This is a genomic window from Photobacterium sp. SP02, from assembly GCF_038519165.1.
Taxonomy (GTDB): domain Bacteria; phylum Pseudomonadota; class Gammaproteobacteria; order Enterobacterales; family Vibrionaceae; genus Photobacterium; species Photobacterium halotolerans.
Window position 1 is genome coordinate 35,784 of the sequence record NZ_JASJOJ010000023.1, and the last position, 21,984, is coordinate 57,767.

At 47.4% G+C, this 21,984-nt stretch carries 23 protein-coding genes; 15 read left to right on the forward strand and 8 right to left on the reverse strand.

From position 1 onward, the window contains the following. Positions 1-185 precede the first annotated feature (185 nt). The 11 genes from P0Y67_RS11790 to P0Y67_RS11840 all read left to right on the forward strand — a co-directional run bounded on the left by P0Y67_RS11790 (position 186) and on the right by P0Y67_RS11840 (position 7,594). On the forward strand, positions 186-1,397 hold the full coding sequence (locus P0Y67_RS11790) for a DUF3644 domain-containing protein (RefSeq protein ID WP_342392009.1): 1,212 nt from the start codon (positions 186-188) through the stop codon (positions 1,395-1,397). 128 nt (positions 1,398-1,525) lie between these two features. Beyond that, complete coding sequence (locus P0Y67_RS11795; protein WP_446728830.1) at positions 1,526-2,065, forward strand: NUDIX hydrolase; 540 nt, start codon at positions 1,526-1,528, stop codon at positions 2,063-2,065. A gap of 101 nt (positions 2,066-2,166) precedes the next feature. Continuing rightward, positions 2,167-2,718 carry a hypothetical protein gene (locus P0Y67_RS11800; RefSeq protein ID WP_342392010.1) on the forward strand — a complete coding sequence of 184 codons (552 nt, stop codon included), beginning with the start codon at positions 2,167-2,169 and terminating at the stop codon, positions 2,716-2,718. Positions 2,719-3,127: 409 nt separating this feature from the next. Then, on the forward strand, positions 3,128-3,412 hold the full coding sequence (locus P0Y67_RS11805) for a hypothetical protein (protein ID WP_218385831.1): 285 nt from the start codon (positions 3,128-3,130) through the stop codon (positions 3,410-3,412). A gap of 99 nt (positions 3,413-3,511) precedes the next feature. After that, positions 3,512-4,087: a hypothetical protein gene (locus P0Y67_RS11810; RefSeq protein WP_218385829.1), complete on the forward strand. Its 576-nt coding sequence runs from the start codon at positions 3,512-3,514 to the stop codon at positions 4,085-4,087. A 736-nt stretch (positions 4,088-4,823) separates the two neighbouring features. Beyond that, positions 4,824-5,105 carry a barstar family protein gene (locus P0Y67_RS11815; RefSeq protein ID WP_192013598.1) on the forward strand — a complete coding sequence of 94 codons (282 nt, stop codon included), beginning with the start codon at positions 4,824-4,826 and terminating at the stop codon, positions 5,103-5,105. 82 nt (positions 5,106-5,187) lie between these two features. Further along, positions 5,188-5,538 carry an SMI1/KNR4 family protein gene (locus P0Y67_RS11820; RefSeq protein ID WP_192013600.1) on the forward strand — a complete coding sequence of 117 codons (351 nt, stop codon included), beginning with the start codon at positions 5,188-5,190 and terminating at the stop codon, positions 5,536-5,538. Between the two features lie 120 nt (positions 5,539-5,658). Then, positions 5,659-6,147 (forward strand): GNAT family N-acetyltransferase, encoded by a 489-nt coding sequence (locus P0Y67_RS11825; RefSeq protein ID WP_342392036.1) that lies wholly within the window; start codon positions 5,659-5,661, stop codon positions 6,145-6,147. A gap of 242 nt (positions 6,148-6,389) precedes the next feature. After that, positions 6,390-6,647, forward strand: coding sequence for a type II toxin-antitoxin system Phd/YefM family antitoxin (locus P0Y67_RS11830; protein WP_192013602.1), 258 nt, complete (start codon positions 6,390-6,392; stop codon positions 6,645-6,647). Continuing rightward, positions 6,635-6,934 carry a type II toxin-antitoxin system RelE/ParE family toxin gene (locus P0Y67_RS11835; RefSeq protein WP_342392011.1) on the forward strand — a complete coding sequence of 100 codons (300 nt, stop codon included), beginning with the start codon at positions 6,635-6,637 and terminating at the stop codon, positions 6,932-6,934. The genes P0Y67_RS11830 and P0Y67_RS11835 overlap by 13 nt, the downstream gene beginning before the upstream one ends. Before the next feature lie 108 nt (positions 6,935-7,042). Beyond that, entirely contained in the window at positions 7,043-7,594 is a 552-nt protein-coding gene (locus tag P0Y67_RS11840) for an AAA family ATPase (protein ID WP_342392012.1), read from the forward strand. 440 nt (positions 7,595-8,034) lie between these two features. Here P0Y67_RS11840 and P0Y67_RS11845 read toward each other — a convergent pair whose 3' ends face one another. Beyond that, the gene (locus P0Y67_RS11845; RefSeq protein ID WP_342392013.1) at positions 8,035-8,403 is read right to left on the reverse strand and encodes a hypothetical protein; all 369 of its coding nucleotides are present in this window, start codon (positions 8,401-8,403) and stop codon (positions 8,035-8,037) included. A gap of 288 nt (positions 8,404-8,691) precedes the next feature. On the opposite strand from P0Y67_RS11845, the gene P0Y67_RS11850 reads away from it, so the two are divergent. Next, a complete protein-coding gene (locus P0Y67_RS11850; RefSeq protein ID WP_342392014.1) occupies positions 8,692-9,912 on the forward strand; it encodes an autotransporter outer membrane beta-barrel domain-containing protein in 1,221 nt (406 codons plus the stop codon). 90 nt (positions 9,913-10,002) lie between these two features. On the opposite strand, the gene P0Y67_RS11855 is transcribed toward P0Y67_RS11850, so the two are convergent. Then, a complete protein-coding gene (locus P0Y67_RS11855) occupies positions 10,003-10,902 on the reverse strand; it encodes a LysR family transcriptional regulator (RefSeq protein WP_342392015.1) in 900 nt (299 codons plus the stop codon). Between the two features lie 108 nt (positions 10,903-11,010). Between P0Y67_RS11855 and P0Y67_RS11860 the strand changes: the two genes are divergently transcribed. Together P0Y67_RS11860 and P0Y67_RS11865 are read left to right on the forward strand one after the other, a co-directional pair. Continuing rightward, complete coding sequence (locus P0Y67_RS11860) at positions 11,011-11,868, forward strand: TauD/TfdA dioxygenase family protein (protein WP_342392016.1); 858 nt, start codon at positions 11,011-11,013, stop codon at positions 11,866-11,868. An 89-nt stretch (positions 11,869-11,957) separates the two neighbouring features. Further along, on the forward strand, positions 11,958-12,767 hold the full coding sequence (locus P0Y67_RS11865) for a TSUP family transporter (RefSeq protein WP_342392017.1): 810 nt from the start codon (positions 11,958-11,960) through the stop codon (positions 12,765-12,767). A 122-nt stretch (positions 12,768-12,889) separates the two neighbouring features. Here the strand turns inward: P0Y67_RS11865 and dbpA are convergent, their stop codons facing one another. Beyond that, positions 12,890-14,266 carry an ATP-dependent RNA helicase DbpA gene (dbpA, locus tag P0Y67_RS11870; RefSeq protein ID WP_342392037.1) on the reverse strand — a complete coding sequence of 459 codons (1,377 nt, stop codon included), beginning with the start codon at positions 14,264-14,266 and terminating at the stop codon, positions 12,890-12,892. 267 nt (positions 14,267-14,533) lie between these two features. Next, the gene (locus tag P0Y67_RS11875; RefSeq protein ID WP_342392018.1) at positions 14,534-15,577 is read right to left on the reverse strand and encodes a hypothetical protein; all 1,044 of its coding nucleotides are present in this window, start codon (positions 15,575-15,577) and stop codon (positions 14,534-14,536) included. Positions 15,578-15,901: 324 nt separating this feature from the next. On the opposite strand from P0Y67_RS11875, the gene P0Y67_RS11880 reads away from it, so the two are divergent. Continuing rightward, positions 15,902-16,177, forward strand: a complete 276-nt coding sequence (locus P0Y67_RS11880; protein WP_218385818.1) for a hypothetical protein — start codon at positions 15,902-15,904, stop codon at positions 16,175-16,177. A 61-nt stretch (positions 16,178-16,238) separates the two neighbouring features. Here the strand turns inward: P0Y67_RS11880 and P0Y67_RS11885 are convergent, their stop codons facing one another. From P0Y67_RS11885 to P0Y67_RS11900, 4 genes are read right to left on the reverse strand one after another with little or no spacing between them, the layout of a single operon-like run. Then, positions 16,239-17,177, reverse strand: coding sequence for a hydroxymethylglutaryl-CoA lyase (locus tag P0Y67_RS11885; RefSeq protein ID WP_342392019.1), 939 nt, complete (start codon positions 17,175-17,177; stop codon positions 16,239-16,241). An 18-nt stretch (positions 17,178-17,195) separates the two neighbouring features. Beyond that, entirely contained in the window at positions 17,196-19,391 is a 2,196-nt protein-coding gene (locus P0Y67_RS11890) for an acetyl/propionyl/methylcrotonyl-CoA carboxylase subunit alpha (RefSeq protein ID WP_342392020.1), read from the reverse strand. Further along, complete coding sequence (locus P0Y67_RS11895; RefSeq protein ID WP_342392021.1) at positions 19,384-20,313, reverse strand: enoyl-CoA hydratase-related protein; 930 nt, start codon at positions 20,311-20,313, stop codon at positions 19,384-19,386. The genes P0Y67_RS11890 and P0Y67_RS11895 overlap by 8 nt, the downstream gene beginning before the upstream one ends. Positions 20,314-20,338: 25 nt before the next feature. Then, the gene (locus P0Y67_RS11900) at positions 20,339-21,946 is read right to left on the reverse strand and encodes a carboxyl transferase domain-containing protein (RefSeq protein ID WP_342392022.1); all 1,608 of its coding nucleotides are present in this window, start codon (positions 21,944-21,946) and stop codon (positions 20,339-20,341) included. Between the last annotated feature and the right edge of the window lie 38 nt (positions 21,947-21,984).

Here is a 21,984-nt window from a genome sequence, read left to right on the forward strand (position 1 = left end):
GGGTCAACACCTTGTTTTGGTGATCTTCACTGTGGATACTGAAACTATGTTTGGCTAAATTAATGCCATAGATAAATTGTGACATGGTGGCCTCCGATAATTTCGTAGTCAGACTTACCATGTGTGGCAAAACCTGATGAGGCGAAGTCCATATCATTCGTTAGTCTTTTGGAGGGAAATTTAACATGGTTAGAAAGGGTATGCTTCTTCAGCTATTGGATGAACTCCGCAAGCTAGAAGAAAAGGGTTCTGAATTTACAGTAAAAGAAGTTGCAGAATCAGCCGGCTATAGTGTTAGTTCGGTGAACAAGTACTTTAATGAAAAGCTCAAAGGGGAGTACATTGTTAAAGTGAGCCGGTCATTATGGAAATGTAGTGGAATTAATAAACTCTCAAATGATCAGTTTTTCAGGCTTATGTCCCAAAGTTTGAATACGCAGTCTAAATCACCTGATGAAATTCTCTCCGAACAACTAATTAAACGAAGCCATGATGCATTTACATTAGCGCTTGAAGTGTATAACCGTCCAACTTTGGGGAATCGTGTCGAAGCATTTACCATTATGATGGTAAATGCTTGGGAACTCATGCTTAAGTCGGAGATAGCAAAAAGAGATGGTGCGGCGAGTATCTTTAAAGAAGGTGATTTTAGCATAAGTATACGTGAAGCCATGTGTAAACTTATGGAGTCATCCAATAATGTAGCCAAAAATTTGGAAACTTTAATTGACCTAAGAGACCATACTATTCACTTACTTATTCCAGAGTTGCAACCACAATTGTCTCGTTTGTTCCAAGCTACAGTACTGAATTATCAAAAGCGGTATAAAGCGCTAATGGGTAATAGCCCATTAGCTGGTCAAAGTGTAGGTTTGTTAAGTCTCATTGTCGATGGTTATGAGCCGGAAGTCGCTGTAATAAAAGAAACATACGGAGAGCTAACGGCAACTCAAGTGAAAAGCTTTCTTGGTAAATTTACAGAAATGGCACGTGAGTGTGACTCAGATGAATTCTCTATTTCTGTAGACTATAAACTAGCGTTAACTAAAAAGTCATCAGAGAGTGATCTTTCATTGTCACTAAGTGATGGTGGTGAGAAAGCGATCATCATTAGAGAAACAAAAGATCCAGATATAACTCATCCATATCACCAAAAAACGGCTATTGAAGAAATTAACCTTCGACAGGAACTATTCAAGATTACAAGTTATTCGTTTCAGGCTGTTGTTACAAAGAACAAAACCCAGAAAACTAAGCGTTCCAATCATCATTATGAATTAGATGGACGTCACAGGTATTCGGAAGCTTTCATTGAGTGGTTTGTAAATAACCTAAGCCAGAAAAACTGGTTGGATGGCGCATTAACAAGTTATCGAAACAGGCGGAAAAAAGTGTAACCGTTCCTATTTTAATGACAGCCTAAATTAGAGTTTTTCCTGCCTCGTGCTCATTAATGAGAGGCATCGTAGGCTTCCATGTCGATAACTGCAGATGGGATATTAACAAACGTCTCAAGGACTTTTGATTGCGTTGTTTTTCTGTGGTTCAACACCTTGCCTTGCTGATCTTCGCCATGGGTAGTGAAGCATGTTTGGTTAAATCAATGTCATTTGTTAAGCGCATGGGGAGTTCAGTGAAAGAAAGGATTCAGAATAGAGAAGTTAAAGTGTGCCCTGTAGTACTTCGACATTCAGGTAATGCTCTTGAATTGCTGCTATTTGAGCATCCTCTAGCCGACGTACAGTTGGTAAAAGGGACATTAGAATTAATAGATAGCTCAATTGAAAGTGCCGCTTTGAGAGAACTAAAAGAGGAATCTGGCATATCCAAAGTTTTAAGTACCAAGTATCTCGGGAGTTGGGAAAGCGGCTTTCAAAATCAACAATGGCACTTTGTGCTTTGTGAAACTGAGCAAAATCTACCGAATCACTGGAGTTTCTACACACACGATGATGGCGGGCATGAGTTCAACTTTTTCTGGTATAAAGTCGGTGATAAGCCGGAATTCAAATGCCATAAAGTGTTCTCTGATGCCATTAAACAAATCGAAATTATGTGCATATAACAAAAGCTTCAAATCGACAGCCAACGCGTGGCACTTTGGGTTTGCAGTATTTTTTGGTGCGGCTGGACATTTTTTTGCGGACTGGGTATCGGATTTTATTTATGAAAATTGAATTTATTGAAAGGTTTTTTAATAAGGAGAAACAGCAGAACCCTGTTGTTTCGTTAACATGGGACTTTCATCAGTCTTATCCGAGAGTCACCTTGTCTAACGCGTTCAATAAACAGGCTTATAACCTTTTATTCCTGATTAAGATTGAATACCTGACTCAGTTGAAGAGCATTTTACAAAGCCAGTGCCCAGAGGTCAGTGTTGAGGTCTATAGAAAGACACAGGAGAAAAAAGGCTCTGATTCTTCAATATTTCAATTAAATTTACTGGATGATTTCGGAGGGTTTGTAGTTCATCTGATCACGAACGATCACTCAATTGTCGATGCAATTTTAGATGCCCATTTATCCCCACCAGAACCAATGATTTCATTCCCTGACATAAACCCGGATGAGTATGGGAGTTTACAGGGAGATATAGATTTTTGGTTTACTTGGCTCTGGACACCTTACTGGGAGTTTTTGACGCAAGATGAAAGGGCAAAGCTAAAGCTAACTTCTTCATGGCGGGAGTTTATAGAATTTCGGACAGAACAGGTTTGATCTGAACGGAGCGCGCGGAAGGATAGAGTGACAGTCCTGCAAATTGCAACAGCGTCATTAAGATCAATTTTGGCTCCTGTTCTGAATAGCACTACATACTTCTATGCTATGAACTTTGGCGTATGAGTGAGCTTATCCAACTCTCGTTCTAAGAAATGAGCTTTCACCGTGATGATTACAGACGAGATATTGACAAATGTCTCAAGAGTTCTGGCTATGTTATTGTTTTTTGGATCAACACCTTGCCTTGATTATCTTCGCCGTGGATACTGACGCTATGTTTGGCTAAATCAATGCTATAGACAGAATGTGTCATGGTGGCCTCCGGTAACTTCGTAGTCAGACTTACCAAGTGTGGCAAAGCCTGATGAGTAGGAGTCCATGTCATTCGTTGTATGTCAGAGAAAATATGAGTAAACCTCCAGAAAAAATAGACGGCGCAAAGGTTCTTGAGTGGGCTTGGTCAGGCGATCAGCCTTTTGGAGTGATTTGTTTTGAGTCAGGTGAAGTTGCTTATGAAATATTTGGTATCGCAATTTGTAAGTATAGTGATTCAGATGTTATCTATCGTTTTAGCTGCGGCTCTAACTGGGAGACTGAGCAAGATTCAGATTATCAATCTGTGGATGAGGCAAAAGAAAAAATTCCTGAACAGTACCAAAATGTAAAAGCACGCTGGCAAAAACATGAGTAACTATATAACAAGCAAAGGCAGCATCGCCCTGCGGGCTGGGCGTGCTAACGCGCACCACTGCTTTGGACGGTATGCAAATAGAGCAAATAGAGAAAGTAGATGAAACTTGAAGAACAAATTGAAAAGCTGTCTGAGATAGGTTTGGTTTTAAATGAGGGTGTTTCTATTGATGATCTTCTCATATCGTTCTCTAGAGACGAGTATGAAAGCACTCCATTCGATTTAATTCTATTTGTCTATGGTATTGAGATTGAAGAAGAACCCTGGGGTCGTTTCATTTGTGATAAAGCATGGAATTTTGATGTTGAAGCGATTGAAGATAACGGTTCTTACATTAATATTGTTAAGCAGTTCCATCGTATAAGCGGAAGGTCAAAATGCATTGAAAGGTTGGCCGATCTTGTGGATGTTGAGAAATCGCACGCAGAGTTACATTATGAAATCGATGGTGTAGAAAGAAAATTCGAACCTGTCGTAGACAATGACTGGGCTGATGCTGGTGTTGTTGAGGCCATAATGAACGACCTAAAAGAGCCAGGATATGACTTTTACCCAAAAGGTAATGGTCAAGCGAGTATTTGGTTTTATCTTTCAGAACGACAAGCTCTGGAACTAAACAAAATTGCAAATAACGTTTTTGGTTTAAATCGTAATCCATGGTGGAAGGTGTGGTAGTGGTAATTACCTAGCCAAGAACAAGGCTCATGGCTATCAGACGTTTTGCATATATCAACCAAACTGCCACAGTATGGTATTTAACTGCAACTTAGCAAAGTATTAGTTTTTATATGAGATGTACAACTTGCCAAAAATTGAAGACTTTTGAATGTGTTGGGTTTACTACACATGATGATTTTGTGAAGGCTCATGCACAAATTGAAGCAATGAAAGTGTCTGGTGAACTTAAACCATTTGGCTTATATGATTTTCAGTGCGTTTCATGCCTTGCTCGTTGGGAACTGGCTTTCCCTGATAATGCAAATAGAGGATTTTTAAGAGTGATCTCAGGGAGATCACAAAAAATTGAATTGCTTAGAAGGAAATATAAAAACTGATAAATAAGGATATGTGTCTCGTCACCGGCACTTTATCCGGGTGTTGGACAAGTCCAAAGAGGCATGATTAAGGAAATAACTTCAGTGGGTTACATGAATGTGCTGAAAGATATCACGCACTTAGATGCCATGACCTTTGGCAAATGCCGAGAGAAATATTGAGCGTGATATTGTTCTGCGGATCAACAGCTTGCCTTGGTGATCTTCACCGTGGATACTGAAGCTATGTTTGGCTAAATCAATGCCATAGACAAATGCGACTTGGTGGCCTCCGGTAATTTCGTAGTCAGACTTACCAAGTGTGGCAAAGCCTGACGAGGGAGAGCTATGTTATTCGTTATGTTTCAGGATGCATCATGGAGATAATTGTAGACTGGAAGAAAGTCGAGAGAGAAGAAGATTTCTACAACATTTTTCTCATTCAAGTAAAAGCGCCAGAGTGGCACGGTAGAAACCTTGACGCTCTTGCAGATAGCGTGGTTACTGGGGGTATAAACTCCATAGAACCTCCATATACGATCCATAGTATCAACTCAGGTAGTGTTCCTGGATATTTGGCTGAATTTCAGCAAAAAGTTCTTTCCATCTTCAATGAAGGTGTGGCAGAAAACAGAGGTATTAGAATTGTCCCAGAGTAAAAACATAACAAGCAAAGGCAGCATCGCCCAACGGGCTGGACGGGATAACGCGCACAGCTGCTTTGGGCGTTAAGAGGTAACCATGATTCCTGCATATTGGCGTAGTTTTATTTCTGTTAATGACATAATTGGTTGTGACTTTGAAGTGTCGGAAGAAGACGACTTGTCTCAGCTTGGTGCTGATATGAGAATCATGAGCATTGAGCAATGCATATCCGAAGCAACTGAATGCTATCCAGGAATCGTAGCGTTAAAAGAGGGTTATGTACCGGTTGCGATGTGTTTAGCGGGTAGTGGTGATTATTACTATATAAAAACCACCGAAGGCGAAAACGGATCGCTTTACCGTGTTTATCATGACGCGGTTGATGGAAACCATATTGCAAGCAGCGGTATTGAAAAGGTACTTAATCGCTATGTCTCCTTGCTCTAAATTCGGTCTGTTTATTGGCATTGATGACTTGATCCTAATGACACGATGCGGTTACGGTTCTTCATTCATTAAAAGGCGCTAAACATGCCCGCCGCATTCTCAGAGCATCACAGATAAGGAATATTGGTGAAACTAAAGCAAGTGAGTAAGGAATACTGTCTCGATCTCCTCTCAATTTTTATTGAGCTTGAAAAGTATTATTTCGGGGATAAAGCTGCGTCAGAGAGTGAATTGGTTAACTACTTAAGCCAGCAAGTGTTTTCTGAGCACTCTGGTGTGAAAGTGGTTGCGGCCTTTGATAACGATAAGGTTGTTGGATTCGCGACCTATGCGATGATGTTTCCCGCCCCAAAACTCTCTGGCCAGATGTATATGAAAGACCTGTTTGTTTCTGCTTCAGCGCGGGGTAAAGGTGTTGGTTTGACGTTGATGAGGCACTTGGCTTCAATTGCAGTGAGCCATGATTGTCAGCGTCTGGATTGGACTGCAGAGCGTACGAATCCGACAGCCGGAAAATTCTACGTCTCTATCGGAGCCAGTTTGGTCCAGGAGAAAGAGTATTTCCGTTTTGCAGGCAACGCGTTGCGTGACTTTGCACAGTCTTTATAACAACCGGCTTCGCGGGATTCTGAAACGGTGGCGTTTCCAGGATGTGACTTATTAAAATCACATAAAAATCAGATATTTAAATGGGTTTCGTCATGACGGGTTCCTCTAATTACAGAATCAGGCTTGGCTGTTTTGACAAAGGCTGCGGAGGGCCGGTCATGTCATTCATCCGCCAGTATGGAGCTTGCTATACTCTAAGTGATAGAATAGTATCACTTTTGCTTTTTCTTGGAGTGGTTCGAATGAAAGTAGAACTGGTGACATCACTGAAGCGTCAAGCGACTAAGATCCTTGCTGATCTTCATGAAACAAAAGAGCCAGTGCTGATTACTGAGCACGGTAAGCCGTCAGCTTATCTCGTTGATGTTGATGATTATGAATTTATGCAAAATCGTTTAGCAATCCTTGAAGGGATCGCTCGTGGTGAGCGCGCATTAGCGGACGGTAAGACTGTGAGTCATGAAGGAGCGAAGGACAGAATGTCAAAATGGCTGAAATAATCTGGACGGAACCAGCGTTATCTGATCTTAACGAGATTGCTGAATATATAGCCCTTGAAAATACTGATGCTGCCAAAGAACTTGTTCAAACCATTTTTGCAAAAGTTGGACGCCTGGAAAGCTTCCCGGAATCAGGACGTGTACCGCCTGAACTGGATTATTTAAATTACCGTGAAGTTGTGATTAATCCCTGCCGCATTTTTTACAAGTATGAGGCTGAAAAAGTGTATATCTTGTTTGTCATGCGAGTAGAAAGAGACTTACGCCGTTTCTTATTAAGAAAGTAATATCAGGAAGGAAACTGTATTGACTAGGCTGTCAGGATTACTCTGCTGGTTGACAGAGCCTGATGTGGGAGGAATCCATGTCATCTGTTAGCCGTTTTGGGAGGTTTTTTGAATAATCGGGTCGTTTTTACGGGAAGCCCTGGCTCAGGGAAAACCACAGTGATCAAATTTTTGGAGCAATTGGGATATCCGAGTGCGACAGAAGTTGGCCGTAAAGTCATTCAAACACAGGTTGAGCGCAATGGGGTCGCTTTACCCTGGAAAGATAAAATGGCATTTCGTGATGCAATGGTTCTTGAAGAACTGAACAACTACAAAGTACACGATGATTCAGTTTTGACCTTCTTTGACCGGAGTATCATCGATTCATATGGTTATAGTCAGCTTGAAAAAATAGCAGTTTCAGAGCTCTTGTTAAGAAGTTGTCGGGATCTGATTTATCACAAAAATGTGTTTATTTTCCCACCTTGGGAAACAATCTATGAAAATGACATCGAGCGTAAACAAGATTTTAATGAAGCGGTCGCGACCTATCATGAAATGGTGAACGCATACAAAAAGTTCGGTTATGAACTGATTGAGGTTCCAAAGCTTTCTATTCGAGAAAGGGCTGAATTTATCCTTGAGGTTTGTTCTCATAGCGTTCAGAAGCCAATTTGAGTCTGGTGTTCATCTTTGTGTCATTTTGGCACGCAAACGACCAAAACTTCATGCTTCAATTAATTAAATTGAATCTGAGAGATTCGGCACAAGATATTTAAATAGTGTCTACCTAACAACGAGTTAGAAATTCAAGTTTTTGAAAAACGAGGGGAAAATTCAGGACGAATTTTCAGGTTGTCGGCGCCGGGAGCGCCTACAACCGTCCCGGGCCACACCAGAGAACAAAAGGGCTTTTCTGGGCACTCTTTGGCCCCACAAAGAGTGTCTGGCGCGCGTCACACAATGCTGAGAGATACACCAAACTCAAGCGCGACAAACCAATACCACTTTTGAAATGGCACTCGCTATCAGGTTTTCCACCGTTGTGTGAATGACGAACCGAGCGTATTTTCCTGAGCGACAGTGATCCACAACCCCAGTAAAACTCAGAACAAACCTCAACCCGCCGGCACGGGCGGCGCTTTCAGATCCAGCGTTTCTAACGGGTTAGGGCAGTACTGCCGGGTCTTATCCATCACCTGTTTTTGCAAGGCTTTATCAGCCTCGATCTCAGGGTATTGTTTCCTGAGATCTTCCATGCAGGTTTGTGTGGCTTCCATCATCTTGGTGAGCTCGTCTTTGGAATTCATCAGACTGGAAAGGTCATTACCTTTATCTGTTTTCACCGCCTGTAACGCTTTCTCAAGTTCAGCATAGGGCTGGGCGAGGCAGCCGCAGACATCTTTTGCGGCCTGGTCCAGATCATCGGGCTGCACAGGAAAAGCCGTCAGGGAGGCGATAAACAAGGGGGCTATCAGGGATTTCATCTCTACCTCCTGGCATGTCCATAAAAAAAGAAAAAAGTTTGGTGCTGTGCATCAGGTACAGTGTCAGAAAAGTAAATAGCCTGACTTCAACGAGTTGCTCAAGGATTTTGTACCCATTACATACTGAGGCGTAATACTTCGAATCGCAAAAAAATCGTAGTGTTATTTTTGCGACACTGCTCAAAATTTCACCTCCCTATACTCAAGAGGAAAGCACTTGTGACGATGTATTAGATACGTCTAATGAAGGCGTACGGATAACATAAAGCGTGTAGTTTAGGGGGCTGTATGAAGAGCGCACATCGGTGTCGCGGTGTCGGGTTGTCTGTCGTGGTTGTGGCAGTCACTTTACCATCACTTGCATGGGCAGACAGCGGTAAATTTAGCTTTGTCAGTTCGGTATCCGATGAGGTGATCGACTCTTTATCGTCAATGGCCAGCGACGTCAGGGTAGATAAACCCAGCAAGAAAGAATCTCTTCACCCAGCCGTCAGTCTCAATGCGTCATCTTTTGCTATATACCCCGGTGATGTCAGTACACGAACAAGCAGTGTCAGGGAAGATAACCGTCTTCGCACATTCAGCGCTTCTTACTTTGGCAGTGATTACGCCAATTCATCCTATTTCGAAAATTCGCAGAGCGGTTTGGGCACTTATATGCGGGTCGATCGCTCGCAGCCGCAGTTTCATTTCAAATCGTCCCCGGTTGATCGCACCGCGCCTGTTAATGATGGTTACTCATTGACCATGGGTGGCGACTATCTGCTGAATAATAATTACTTGTTTGGTTTAGCGCTGGGCATGCCGTCGTACCGAGTATCTGGCGCTGAAAATGAAAGCAGCAGTGGCGTTGAAGGCTTAGTGGCATCTGGCTATTTCAGTTATTTTGAAAATGAATGGTTTCTCGATTTTTCCGCCAGCTATGCCCTGATAGATAAAGACATGAAACGTCAGGTCAATATGTATACCGATCCTGTGGTCAGCAGTATGGATGATGCCGATTCGGACGTGTGGGTATTTACTCTGGGCGGCGGCTATGTGGTTGACTATCCCTATGCGACCATCGCATTAGAAAGTTCGGTGCAGTACACCTTGTCCGATCAGGACAGATACAACGAAAGGTTGTCGAAAGGCAATTCAAATTATGTGATTTCACAGGTTGATGATGTCAATAACCTGGAAGGGACCACTTTTATTACTGGCGCATCGATTTCAAAACCCTTCCGAACCAGCTTAGGGCTGTTCCAGCCTTATGTGAAAAGCTACCTGCATTATGATTATCAGTTCGATTCAGAGCGTATTATCAGCCAGTTTAAATCTGCCTACAGCAGCAGTAACCTGCCTGTGATTACTCAGTCGGACGATCAATTTTACGGTCGCTTTCACGCCGGTGTCTCTGGTGCATTTAATGACAAATGGATCGGCTACGCTGAAGCGAGTACGCTGGTCGGACTCAATGATATGAACCCCACCTTATATAGCATGGGTGTGATCATCCCGTTTAAATAAAGAGCGAACTGCAGCTTAGCCAGAACCTTTTGCTCCCTGGGGCGTTTTCTCACCCTCAGGCTATGCATCTTTATCCGTACCAGTTTCGCGTTACCAGCGCTGTGGCAGGTGGGTGCTCAGATAATCAAGAAACAGGCTGAGTTTACGGGAACGCTTACTTTTTTCTGCCGATACCAATGCCACGATATTGGCTTTGGGTAACTGATAGTCAGTCAGTACCGGGACCAGCAGATCAGCATCAATTTCCTTCCTGACATCCCATTCAGAACGCTGAATGATCCCGTAGCCATCCAGAGCCCATTGCTTGGCAACCTGACCGACATTGCAGGACAATTTCGGCTCGATCCGAATACTGCTCGTTTGTTTGGAGGGCAGGTGAAACTTCCACATGGTGACATCCTCGTCATTCTCTTTCAGAGCGATACACGCATGATGATGAAGATCTTCCGGTGTATTCAATGGTGGCGCGGAAGCAAGGTAGCCAGGAGAGGCGAGAAGAAAGCGTTTGTTCTCAACCAGATGAATACAGCGCAGCGATGAATCTTTTAACCGGCCGATATAGATCATGACATCCGGCTTGATAGGGTGCGACCAGCTTGGTTTGTCGGTGAGCGTCAAATCAATAATCAGGTTGGGGTACTGATTCTGAAACCTGGCGATGAGTGGCGCAATATGGGTTGTGCCAAATCCCAGCGGGGCAAGGACATTCAGTCTGCCTTCAATCATTGACTGGTTCGACAGGAGATCATTTTGCAGTGCCTCGAGTGCCAGCAGTATCTCTCTGCCTTCTCGGGCAAGCTTTTTTCCTTCCTGTGTCAGCTTGGTGGTTCTCAGATTTCTGTCGACTAATGTGACGGACATTTTCCGCTCTAATGCTTGCAGACGCTGGGTGACACTGGGTGGCGTCACATTGAGTTTTCTGGCGGCTGCCGCCAGGGAAGGACTGTCTGCAATTACACTGAAAAATTCAATATCCTGAGAATTTATCATTAAGCTCTATCTTAATATGGCAATAAATAATGATTAATTTAACTTAATATGCAACCTTGTTACAACTATGTCCGCTCCTTCTAACTGATTAAGAGTGGAATAATTACAATGACTCGTCTTGACGTAACAGTTGCTTCATTGGCTAGTGAAGCGAAGCCCCTGGCTCCAAGCTTTGGTTTGGAGTTTTCCAACAAACAACTCGCTACTTTAGTATCAGAGCAGTTCGACGAACTGTACTCGACATTGGTTCGGCATAAGTTACTCATTTTCCGCAAGCAGGATACATCGTCTCAGCAGCTGATGCAGATTGCGGAACGGCTCGGTGACGTGCAGCGCTATCCATTTTCGAGCGGCATTGAAGGCTTCCCGGAAATTGTCGAAATCCGTAAAGAGCCGGATCAGAAAAATGTGTTCAGTGGTGTGTGGCATATCGACTCCACTTATCTGGAGTCTCCTCCAGATTTCACCCTGCTGGCGGCTAAACAGACCCCGGAAGTAGGGGGAGATACGGTATTTTCAGATTCTCAGAAAGCGTTTGCTGCTTTGTCGGAAGGGATGCAGAAATTTCTGCTGTCGGAAAAAGCGGAATTCATTTCAAATAAAATTCAGGAAGCCGGTAATAAAGCCCCGCATCTGGTGAATTTTACAGATATCGCAATGGCTAATACCTTCTTTAGTGCCTCACATTTTGCTGCCAAGCGACATGAAGAATCAGGGATCCCTGGCATCTACGTGAACGCTGAGCACACCAGCCGCTTTACGTCGATGTCAGCCGAAGAGAGTGCGCCTATCCTCGATTATCTCTTTAGCCATATTACCCGCGATGAGTTCACCGCCAGGGTGCGGTGGGAAAACGATACGATTGTGTTGTGGGATAACCGTGGCCTTCAGCACCATGCCGTGAACGACTATTACGGCCAGTTACGCGTGATGCACCGTATCATTGTCCGTTCGGCAATGCGTTAAACAACATACATGTACAGCGCCCGACAATTTGTTGCAGCGCTGTACATGTGGTTGATGAATAAAGTAGTTGAAAAAAGAAAGGAAAAAATATGTTGGAATCCATAGCCTTTGTTCCCTCAGACAGTGTATTAATCATGCTGTTCTGTGCGGCATTTATTGCCGGTATTGTCGATGCTATTGCAGGTGGTGGCGGTTTAATTACGGTTCCGAGTCTCTTGCTGGCCGGTGTGCCGCCGCTGACGGCTCTCGGTACTAACCGCTTACAGGCTGTAATTGGTGAGCTGACGTCTTTTGTGACCTATTTGTGGCACAGAGAAGTGAACCTTTCCGGACTGCTTCTTGGCATGATAGCGACGGCAATAGGAGCAACGGCGGGTTCTTTTGCCGTCAGCTTGTTCCCGGCTGATATTCTGAGGGCGCTGCTGCCCATTTTGATGGTTGCTATTACTGTTTATTCCATTTTGTCTAAACGCCTGAAGAATGTGGTCGCTGAGCAGGCGAAGGTGTCTTCCCGAACTTTCATGCTGTCTATGGGACTGATCATTGGTTTTTATAATGGTTTCTTCGGGCCGGGCACAGGGGCGATCTGGATGATCGCGTTTGCGATCTTGCTGGGTTACACGATTAAGCAGGCCAGTATTGCCACTAAACCGTTAAATCTGATGGGTAATCTGGTGTCGCTGATTTTCTTCATCTCTATCAGCAGCGTGAATTATCAGATCGGACTGGTCATGGGCGTCGCCCAAGTGCTGGGGGCTGTGCTGGGCAGCAAAGTGGTGATTCGCAATGGCGACAGAGTCGTGCGGCCGATATTTATCACTGTCACTTTATTGATGACGGTTAAACTGATTTACGAAACAGGTACAGGACCTGTGCTTGCTTTCGTTACCGGGCACTAGCCGTCCACCGGTAATATGTCCTGAAAAAAACGGACCGTCAAAGCGAATGACGGTCCGTTTTTCATGCTTTATGGCCTGACGGCTGAGTCAGCAGCTCACAGTCAGCCGTTTAGCGTCAACAATCAGCGTAAAGCTCTGGCCCGGTAAGAGCGGCTTTTGATTTTATCGCTGGTGATTTTAGCGAGCGCTTTTTTCATGACTTTTCTGTCAACGGCAACATAAGCGCGCAAGTCGGTGATGTGGATTTTTCCGACTTGTTTACCTTCAATACCGTTATTGCCTGTGAGTGCGCCCAGAATGTCACCAGGGCGCAATTTTTGCTTCTTGCCGCCATCAATCTGGAGAGTGACCATGGCAGGCGCCGCTGGCGTATTATTCAGTAACGTCGTTGGCGGCAAGGGATCGCTGGTGATCTCGCGCTCAAAATGATCAGCAAGCAACGCCATCTTGTAGCCATCTTTTTCGCCATAGAAGGTGTACGCGTTACCCTGGCTGCCAGCACGGCCTGTTCGGCCGATACGGTGAATATACACTTCGGTATCGTGGGCCATGTGGTAGTTAAAGACGGCGTCCAGGGCATCGATATCCAGTCCGCGGGCGGCAACGTCTGTGGCAACCAAAATACAGGCACTCTTATTGGCAAATTGCAGCAGCGTCTGATCTCTGTCTCTTTGTTCCAGATCGCCGTGCAGCGCTAACACGCTGAATCCCGAATCGGCCAGTTCATCTGCAACTTGCTGTGTTTCGCGCTTGGTATTACAGAACACCACGGCGCTTTCCGGTTGTTTGTCCAGCAGCAACAGACGCAACGCCTGCATGCGCTCTTTGTTGTCTTCCAGACGGTAAAACGACTGGGCAATGGTGCTTTTTTCATGCGTAGAGGCGACTTTCACCATCACAGGTTTGTGAAGGATTTGTTCCGCGACAGACTGGATCTGTTTGGGAAACGTTGCGCTGAACAGCAGAGTTTGTCGTTGTGGCGGCGCTTGTTCAATGATGGCATCCAGCGCGGGCTGGAATCCCATTTCCAGCATGCGATCGGCTTCATCAAGCACCAGCATATTCAGATTGCTCAGGCTTAAGCGGCCACGCTCTAAGTGATCGAGCACCCGGCCAGGCGTACCGACGATAATATGGGCACCGTGTTCCAGAGAGCCGATTTGACGGCCCATAGGCACACCGCCACACAATGTCAGCACCTTGATATTATGAATACCGCGAGCCAGAGTACGGATATCCTGCGCGACCTGATCGGCCAGTTCGCGGGTAGGGCACAGTACCAGCGACTGCACTCGAAAACGTTTTACATCCAGTTTGTTCAGCAGACCTAATCCAAAAGCGGCGGTCTTACCTGAACCGGTTTTACCCTGGCCGATAACATCGCTACCGTTCAGGATTGACGGCAGGCTTTGTGCCTGAATCGGGGTCATAGAAGTAAAACCTATAGTCGCGAGGTTTTCCAACAGTTCAGGCTTTAATGACAGTGCTGAAAAAAGCAACGGGTTATCGTTCGACGGTGTCGAAGCAATGTCGGCATGGCTCAAGGTATGTGTCCTGTAATAGGTGGTTAATATGGCTAACCACGAAGAAATAGGGGGTTAGCACGATCTGCCATTAAAGTTAGCTGTGTTCATGATAAACGTCGAACCGTGCTTATAGGCATAATGGCCGCTATTGTACCAACCCAGACTGTGCTTCGCCTTAACTATTCGTTCTGGTACTGATTTGTTACACACTGGCTTTGTGTGGTTTACCCTGTCGTAACATCATGGCCGCGGAATGCTGCGGTAGAGCTGGTTAAATTGCCGGTTTTTGGTGAAATACAGTTCTATTTCGGCCAGCAGGCCAGGATTGGCTTTATAGTCGAACTCTTCCTGGAAGTTGATTGTTGGCGTTAATTTCATATACAGCCAGTTTTTATGCAGCCGCCGCTGCCAGCTGAAAGCGAGCCAGGCATTTTCAACCGCCAGATCAGGCCGGCTGTTGGCACTCACGCCTATGGTGTAAGTGAACAGATTACGGCTGCTGACTCTGTCATAAATCTCGGCCAAATTAACGAACTGCCAGTTGTTGTCATCATCCAGAAATTGTGCGCTGGTGCCGGCTCTGAGAATGGTCAGCTCTGTGGGATCGACAGCGTAAAAGAAGTCAGCTGATGTGACGCTGCCGGGACCTCGGCTGTGGTAATAGAAAACTTCCTGTTGCAGTAAGGCTGTCCAGCCTTCGCCCAGTTTGTCCACGCGCCGGAAGTGTGCCCGGGTAAAAGGATCTAACGGCAAACGTAATTTAAGGCCGAGATCAAAATCGGCATACCACTCGCCAACCTGACGGCTTTCAAGCCGCACGCCGCCAATGGCGCCCCGATTGCCGGTTCGGGTTGTTTCCACCAGTCCGCGTTCTTTGTCTTCCAGGCTTTCGAAGTCTTCAGGGTCAGTTTCAAAGATCAGTTTCCAGTTTTTTTCGGTGTGAGGAAGATCCATTCGCAGCGATACGCTCGAATCAAATTCAAAGTATTCCCTGTGTGAATAGTTGGGCTGAATGCGAATCCGCAGGTAGCTTTCATTGACCATAGGCTCTTCATCGTCTTCCAGACTAAGAAAATGGTCAATATTTGAGCTCATGTCGATAATGGTATCTGACAGCGATGTTTGGGTTTCTTCCAGCCAGCCAGAAAAAATAATGTCTTCCGGACCGTCTTCGTTAAGCAGCCGGGGATCTGTCTCTGGCGGGTCATCGGCCAGACACACCACAGGCAATGCAAGCCAGATGGCAGGTATCAGTAGGGTTGTGAAAAGTAGCAGACATCTCATGTAAGCCCTCGAAACCGAATGCTAACAAATTGAAACTCAAGCCAATTGAGTATAGCCATCAGGGATAGGGTGAAGCCATTTAATATTGAGAATTAAAAATTCGAAGATGATCTAAGTTTTGTAAGCAACAAATGAAATTGAAAAATGGGCATGTAATCAGGATGGGAGGAAAACGCTTTTGCTGCGGTGAGTTATCGCAAATAGGAATGATTTGCGAATATTTTGCCCTTGAAACGGCAACTTTATTGTCACAGAACTGGGCTACACTAATCTGGATTAGAAAATCTATACAAGCCTGTATGGGTTATTGTGGTGAGGTGTAAGATGGATATGTCAGATTTTGATGGAATCAAACGTGATATCTCACTAAAAGTAGAACATATTTTCGAAGTCTACGAAAAAGAACATTATTGCATGCCGACGATGGAAGAGTTTCGGACCATGTTTAATGAACATATTGATCAGTATGTCGGGCCTGATGATTCGCTGAAAGGCGCCGGGTTGAACATGTCATCTGATACCAAGCAACGACGTGAGCAGAAGGTATGGCGAGTGGTGAATGAGCTGGAAGCAGAACAGCGATTTTTACGTTCTGACTGAGGTATTCACCGGAGTAGAAAGCATGGCCAGCAATCGGGTTGGCCATGCTTTTTACAATTTATCAGTGATTGATATCCGACTTGCCTGCTAAAAGTGCCAATGCTGTATTTGAAGCAGGGGGTTTGCCCAACTGCTTGCAAATGAAATCACCCGCCTGAGCCAGCTTCATAAGATCGACCCCTGTCGATATACCGGATTGCTCACAAAGGTAAACCACATCCTCGGTGGCCACATTACCGCTTGCTCCCGGTGCATACGGGCAACCGCCGAGACCGGCGACACTGGCATCCACAGTGCTGATCCCCATCAAAAGCGCCTGATAAATATTCGCCAGTGCCTGTCCCCAGGTGTTATGACAATGCACTGCCAGTGCATCGGCAGGGATATGGGACAGGCAGGCGTCCAGCATACGTGCAAAGCGCAGCGGCGTGGCTTTGCCGACCGTATCGCCCAGTGATACTTCATAACAGCCCATCTGGTACAGCAGCCTGGCGACACTGGCGACTTGATCCGGCGTTGTCTGTCCGTCGTAAGGACAATCGGTGACGCAGGAAAGATAACCGCGAACACGGAGTTGATGCTCTCTGGCTTTCAGTAACACAGGCTCGAACCGAACCAGGCTTTGGGCAATACTGCAATTGATGTTTTTCTGGCTGAAGCCTTCGGATGCTGAGGCGAAAATGGCAATTTCGTCAGCGCCGGCCGCAATGGCAAGATCAACACCTTTGGCATTGGGGGTCAGGGCGGAATAAACAATCCCCGGCGCTCTGTGAATGCGCTGGAACACCTCGCTTGAGTCGGCCATTTGCGGCACCCATTTCGGCGAGACGAAAGAGCCGGACTCAATGTGCGTCAGTCCTGTTGCTGACAGCATATCAATGAGCTGAATTTTATCGCTGAGGCTGACATTGGCTTCATTCTGAAGACCGTCTCGCGGGCCGACCTCGACGATTTTTACCCGACTCGGCAGATCGCTGGTGGCAGGAAAAAAAGCTGTCATTATTTACATACTCTGGTTTCAATCGGCTGAATCGGTGGCCGGGCTGAGCTGAACCAGCTCCTGACCATGCTGTACCTGATCGCCTGTGTCCGCCAATACGGATAACACCTGGCCCTGATGGGGGGCGCGCACTGTGTATTCCATCTTCATGGCTTCAATCACAATCAGTCCCTGATCTTTGTTTACCTTGTCTCCCGGCTGGCAAAGCACGTCAACCACTATGCCATTTAACGGCGCCGTCGGACTGTCTTTAGCGCCGGACTCATGCGGGCCAAAGGTCGGCCGAAGCTGATAAGCGTACTGTTCCTGTCCGGTGAAGGTCAATACAGTCTGTGCAGCACTATCGAATACCAGACGGACATGTTCGCGCTTTTCATCGATCTCAAGCGTGACGTCTGTGACATGCTGAACGGATCTTGTCGACAGCAAGCGCAGGGACAGCGGGGATAACACCAGTTCTTCACTGTCAGTATGCCGCGTACGGGCCACTGAACAGCGGCTAAGTAATACATGATGGTGATCGTCTTTGTCTGTGACGAAGCTGAAAGTGTTGGCCGCCATTTCTGCATCATACAAAGTGATCAGCTGTTGTGCCGCTTGGTTCAGCCGCCAGCCGGACTGGTGGTCCGTATCGTTCTGAATCACGCACAGACTGGCGGCACTGAGCACCAGATTCCGGGGTAACTGATATTCAGCGCCGTCCGGTGTTTGTACACTGATAACGTTGGCAGCCGCTGTCTGCAGGGAATCCTGATAATGCTCGATGAAATGTGTGGTCAGTTGGCCCTGAGTGAAAGAGGGGTGGGCCAGAATCCGCTGCAGATATTGGATATTGGTGGCAACACCGCCAATCTGGTACTGAGACAAGACAGACTGTAACTGATGGATAGCAGACGCTCTGTCTTCACCCCAGGCGATGACTTTTGCCAGCATAGGATCGTAATAGGTAGTGACGGTGTCACCTTGCGCGATGCCACTGTCGATACGTGAGCGGATCGCTTGCGCTTTACCGACAGAAAACGCGCCTGAATCCGGCTCGTTGAGAAAGTGAACCAGACCGGAGGCCGGCAGAAAGTCTTGCTGTGTGTCTTCAGCATACAGCCTGGCTTCCACGGCATGTCCCTGATGATGGATCTCAGACTGGGTCAGCGGCAAAGGCCTGCCTTCGGCTACCCGGATCTGCCATTGCACCAGATCCTGTCCTGTGATCATCTCAGTAACCGGATGCTCAACCTGTAATCGGGTGTTCATTTCCATGAAGAAATAGGTTTGTTGTCGGGCGTCATACAGAAACTCGACAGTACCGGCACCGACATAGTCGATGGCCTGTGCGGCCTGAACTGCTGCTTCGCCCATCTGCTGGCGCAGTGAGTCGCTGAGGCCGGGCGCTGGGGCTTCCTCAATAATTTTCTGGTGGCGTCGCTGGACAGAGCAGTCACGGTCTGAGAGATAAACACAGTGGCCGTGCTGATCGGCAAAAATCTGGACTTCGATATGACGGGGCTCGGTCAGGTATTTTTCTAACAGCAAGCTGTCATCGCCAAAAGCGGATTTAGCCTCCCGTTTCGCCGACAGCACAGCCTCGGCGAGATCGCTCTGCTGGCGCACGATTTTCATCCCTTTACCACCACCGCCCAGCGCCGGTTTGAGGATGACAGGAAAGCCAATTCGTGCTGCCTCGGTGGTTAAATTTTCAAGGCTGTCGTCGTCGCCATGGTATCCGGGTAACAGGGGAACGCCAGCTGTTTCCATGATGGCTTTGGCATCTGATTTAGAGCTCATCGCCGCCATGGCATCCGGGCCGGGCCCGACAAAGATAATGCCATGCTGCTGACAGGCTTTGGCAAACGCCACGTTTTCCGAGAGAAAGCCGTAGCCAGGATGAACAGCGTCAGCCTGACTGGCTGAAGCGGTTTTGATCAGTTTCTCTATGGCGAGATAGGAATCCAGAGCAGGGGATGGGCCGAGATACATCGCTTCGTCCGCCATACTGACATGTTTGGCATGGCGATCGGCATCAGAATATACCGCGATAGTGGTTATCCCCATTAACTTGGCGGAGTGAATTACCCGACAGGCAATTTCGCCCCGATTGGCAATCAGCAAGCGACGAATGGGGGTCTGCGCGCTGTCCATTTCGCTTATCTCTGTGTGCTGGGCGTGCAGAGCCGGATGCTCAGAAACGGGGTGCAGCAAATCGCCTGGTTTACTCATTGTGCTCTCCTTGCCCTGAGGTGTTGTCTGTCACCCAGGCAGGGCGACGTTTATCAAAAAAAGCGTTCAGTCCTTCCTGCCCCTGAGGGGAAACGCGAATATCGGCGATCATTTCGCTGGTTTGCCGGATAAGGGCTGCATCAATTGGCCGCTGTTCGCAAAGCTTGCACAGGGTTTTGACCTGAGTCATCGCCGCCGGACTGTTCGCCAGCAAGCGGTCGAGGGTCAGCTGCAGCAGGTTTTCCAAGGTTCCAGAGCCGGTAGAGTTATCCGTGCTTGCACCACTGTCATTGGCACTGACATTACGACTGAGCTCATGAAGTATGCCAAGCTGATGCGCCGTGTCAGCATTAATGGTTTCAGCGGTCAGCATCAAGCGTCTGGCCTGCCGTTGTCCTATGGTGCGGCAGACATAGGGGCCAATGGTTGCCGGGATGAGTCCGAGTTTCACTTCGCTGAGAGAAAAGCGCGCATCCTGACTGCCCAGGGCAATGTCGCAACAGCAGATCAGGCCCAGAGCGCCGCCAAACGCTGAGCCCTGCACCAGAGCAATAGTCGGATGGGGAAAGGTATCCAGCTCATTCATCAAAAAGGCCAGTGCCTGCGCGTCGTTCAGATTGTCATGGCGCTTTTTCCGGGCCATGGCTTTCATCCAGCGCAAATCAGCACCGGCCGAGAAATGTTTTCCCGCTGCGCGCAACACCAGCACGGAGACCTCGGAATGACTCGCCAATTGCTGCAGATAATGCCGGATTGCCGCAATCAGCTGATCATCAAAGGCGTTCGCTTTATCCGGGCGATTCAGTGTGAGTGTGGCAATCCCCTGACGGCTGATAGTACAGAGCACAGGGTCACTGGCGGTCGCATGGAGAATTTCTGCGGTATCGCTGTATTGAAATACAGGGGTAATCTTAGAGGTCATGGTCCATCCTCACAGTCGTCGGCTGTTACATTCGGAATATGCCAAATTGCGTGCTTTCAACAGGCGCATTGGCTGCCGCTTGCAACGCCATACCGAGAACGTCCCGGGTTTGCACGGGATCTATGATGCCGTCATCCCACAGGCGGGCACTGGCAAAATACGGTGATCCTTCTTTTTCATACCGTGCTTTAATCGGGGCTTTGAAGGCTTCTTCCTCTTCAGCCGACCATGTCTCGCCATTACGCTGTTTGCTGTCCCGTGTGACCTGAGCCAGCACACCGGCTGCCTGATCACCGCCCATCACAGATATCCGGGCGTTTGGCCACATCCAAATCATAGTGGGATCATAAGCACGGCCGCACATGCCATAGTTACCTGCGCCATAAGAGCCGCCGATGATGACAGTGAATTTCGGCACATTGGCACAGGCCACCGCCATCACCATCTTGGCGCCATGCTTGGCGATACCTTCCGCTTCATATTTTTTTCCGACCATAAATCCAGTGATGTTTTGCAGAAATAACAGCGGGATGTTGCGCTGGCTGCATAGCTGAATGAAGTGCGCCCCTTTTTGCGCGGATTCAGAAAACAGAATGCCGTTGTTGGCAACAATACCAATGGGATATCCGTGTAAACGCGCAAAACCGCAGACCAGTGTTTCGCCGTACAGGGCTTTGAATTCATCAAAATCTGACCCATCGACCAGCCGGGCGATGACTTCACGGACATCAATTTGTTTGCGCAGATCGGTGCCGACAATGCCGTAGAGCTCGCTGGCAGGGTATCGGGGGGGCAGAACAGAGGTTGGTTGCTCAGCCACTGAAACAGGGCGGTGACAGCTGGCGACCGCCTGTCGGGCTAATGCCAGGGCATGGCGCTCATCATCGGCATAATAATCAGCAACGCCGGATGTTTTACAGTGCACATCGGCACCACCCAGTTCTTCCGCGCTGACATCTTCACCGGTGGCTGCTTTTACCAATGGCGGACCTGCCAGAAAAATGGTGCCCTGATTTTTCACCATAATGGCGACATCGGCCATGGCAGGCACATAAGCACCGCCTGCCGTACACAAGCCAAGGACGATGGCAATCTGCGGGATCCCTTTGGCCGACATTCTGGCCTGATTAAAGAAGATCCGCCCGAAGTGATCTTTGTCCGGAAAGACTTCAGCCTGATGGGGCAGGTTGGCGCCGCCGGAATCGACCAGGTACAGGCAGGGCAGGTGACAGCGTTCGGCAATTTCCTGTGCCCGCAAATGCTTTTTCACGGTCAGCGGGTAATAAGTGCCCCCTTTGACGCTCGGATCGTTGGCGATGATCATCACATCTGCGCCAGACACGCGGCCAATACCGGCAACAACGCCCGCACAGGGTATGGCTTCATCATAGACTTCCCAGGCCGCAAACTGGCCGATTTCAAGAAAGGGGCTGCCTGAATCCAGCAAAATGTCGATCCGCTCTCTGACGGGGAGTTTGCCTTTTTTTCTTTGTCTGTCCTGTGCTTGCTGGCCGCCGCCCTGCAACTGAAGGGCAAGGCGCGTGTGAAGATCATCGACCAGCTCAGCCATGGCTTGCTGGTTGTACCGGAACTGTGAGTCATGTGTCTGGATATGACTGTCTATGATTGCCATGATGCCTTGTCCCTGTTAGCTGTGTTCGGGTGACTGTT

What these genes read in the sequence shown, in the direction of transcription:
- P0Y67_RS11790 (WP_342392009.1), top strand. Translation starts at nt 186, where the DNA reads ATGGTTAGAAAGGGTATGCTTCTTCAGCTATTGGATGAACTCCGCAAG.
- P0Y67_RS11800 (WP_342392010.1), top strand. Translation starts at nt 2,167, where the DNA reads ATGAAAATTGAATTTATTGAAAGGTTTTTTAATAAGGAGAAACAGCAG.
- P0Y67_RS11805 (WP_218385831.1), top strand. Translation starts at nt 3,128, where the DNA reads ATGAGTAAACCTCCAGAAAAAATAGACGGCGCAAAGGTTCTTGAGTGG.
- P0Y67_RS11810 (WP_218385829.1), top strand. Translation starts at nt 3,512, where the DNA reads ATGAAACTTGAAGAACAAATTGAAAAGCTGTCTGAGATAGGTTTGGTT.
- P0Y67_RS11815 (WP_192013598.1), top strand. Translation starts at nt 4,824, where the DNA reads ATGGAGATAATTGTAGACTGGAAGAAAGTCGAGAGAGAAGAAGATTTC.
- P0Y67_RS11820 (WP_192013600.1), top strand. Translation starts at nt 5,188, where the DNA reads ATGATTCCTGCATATTGGCGTAGTTTTATTTCTGTTAATGACATAATT.
- P0Y67_RS11830 (WP_192013602.1), top strand. Translation starts at nt 6,390, where the DNA reads ATGAAAGTAGAACTGGTGACATCACTGAAGCGTCAAGCGACTAAGATC.
- P0Y67_RS11835 (WP_342392011.1), top strand. Translation starts at nt 6,635, where the DNA reads ATGGCTGAAATAATCTGGACGGAACCAGCGTTATCTGATCTTAACGAG.
- P0Y67_RS11845 (WP_342392013.1), bottom strand. Translation starts at nt 8,403, where the DNA reads ATGAAATCCCTGATAGCCCCCTTGTTTATCGCCTCCCTGACGGCTTTT.
- P0Y67_RS11850 (WP_342392014.1), top strand. Translation starts at nt 8,692, where the DNA reads ATGAAGAGCGCACATCGGTGTCGCGGTGTCGGGTTGTCTGTCGTGGTT.
- P0Y67_RS11855 (WP_342392015.1), bottom strand. Translation starts at nt 10,902, where the DNA reads ATGATAAATTCTCAGGATATTGAATTTTTCAGTGTAATTGCAGACAGT.
- P0Y67_RS11860 (WP_342392016.1), top strand. Translation starts at nt 11,011, where the DNA reads ATGACTCGTCTTGACGTAACAGTTGCTTCATTGGCTAGTGAAGCGAAG.
- P0Y67_RS11865 (WP_342392017.1), top strand. Translation starts at nt 11,958, where the DNA reads ATGTTGGAATCCATAGCCTTTGTTCCCTCAGACAGTGTATTAATCATG.
- P0Y67_RS11875 (WP_342392018.1), bottom strand. Translation starts at nt 15,577, where the DNA reads ATGAGATGTCTGCTACTTTTCACAACCCTACTGATACCTGCCATCTGG.
- P0Y67_RS11880 (WP_218385818.1), top strand. Translation starts at nt 15,902, where the DNA reads ATGGATATGTCAGATTTTGATGGAATCAAACGTGATATCTCACTAAAA.
- P0Y67_RS11885 (WP_342392019.1), bottom strand. Translation starts at nt 17,177, where the DNA reads ATGACAGCTTTTTTTCCTGCCACCAGCGATCTGCCGAGTCGGGTAAAA.
- P0Y67_RS11890 (WP_342392020.1), bottom strand. Translation starts at nt 19,391, where the DNA reads ATGAGTAAACCAGGCGATTTGCTGCACCCCGTTTCTGAGCATCCGGCT.
- P0Y67_RS11895 (WP_342392021.1), bottom strand. Translation starts at nt 20,313, where the DNA reads ATGACCTCTAAGATTACCCCTGTATTTCAATACAGCGATACCGCAGAA.
- P0Y67_RS11900 (WP_342392022.1), bottom strand. Translation starts at nt 21,946, where the DNA reads ATGGCAATCATAGACAGTCATATCCAGACACATGACTCACAGTTCCGG.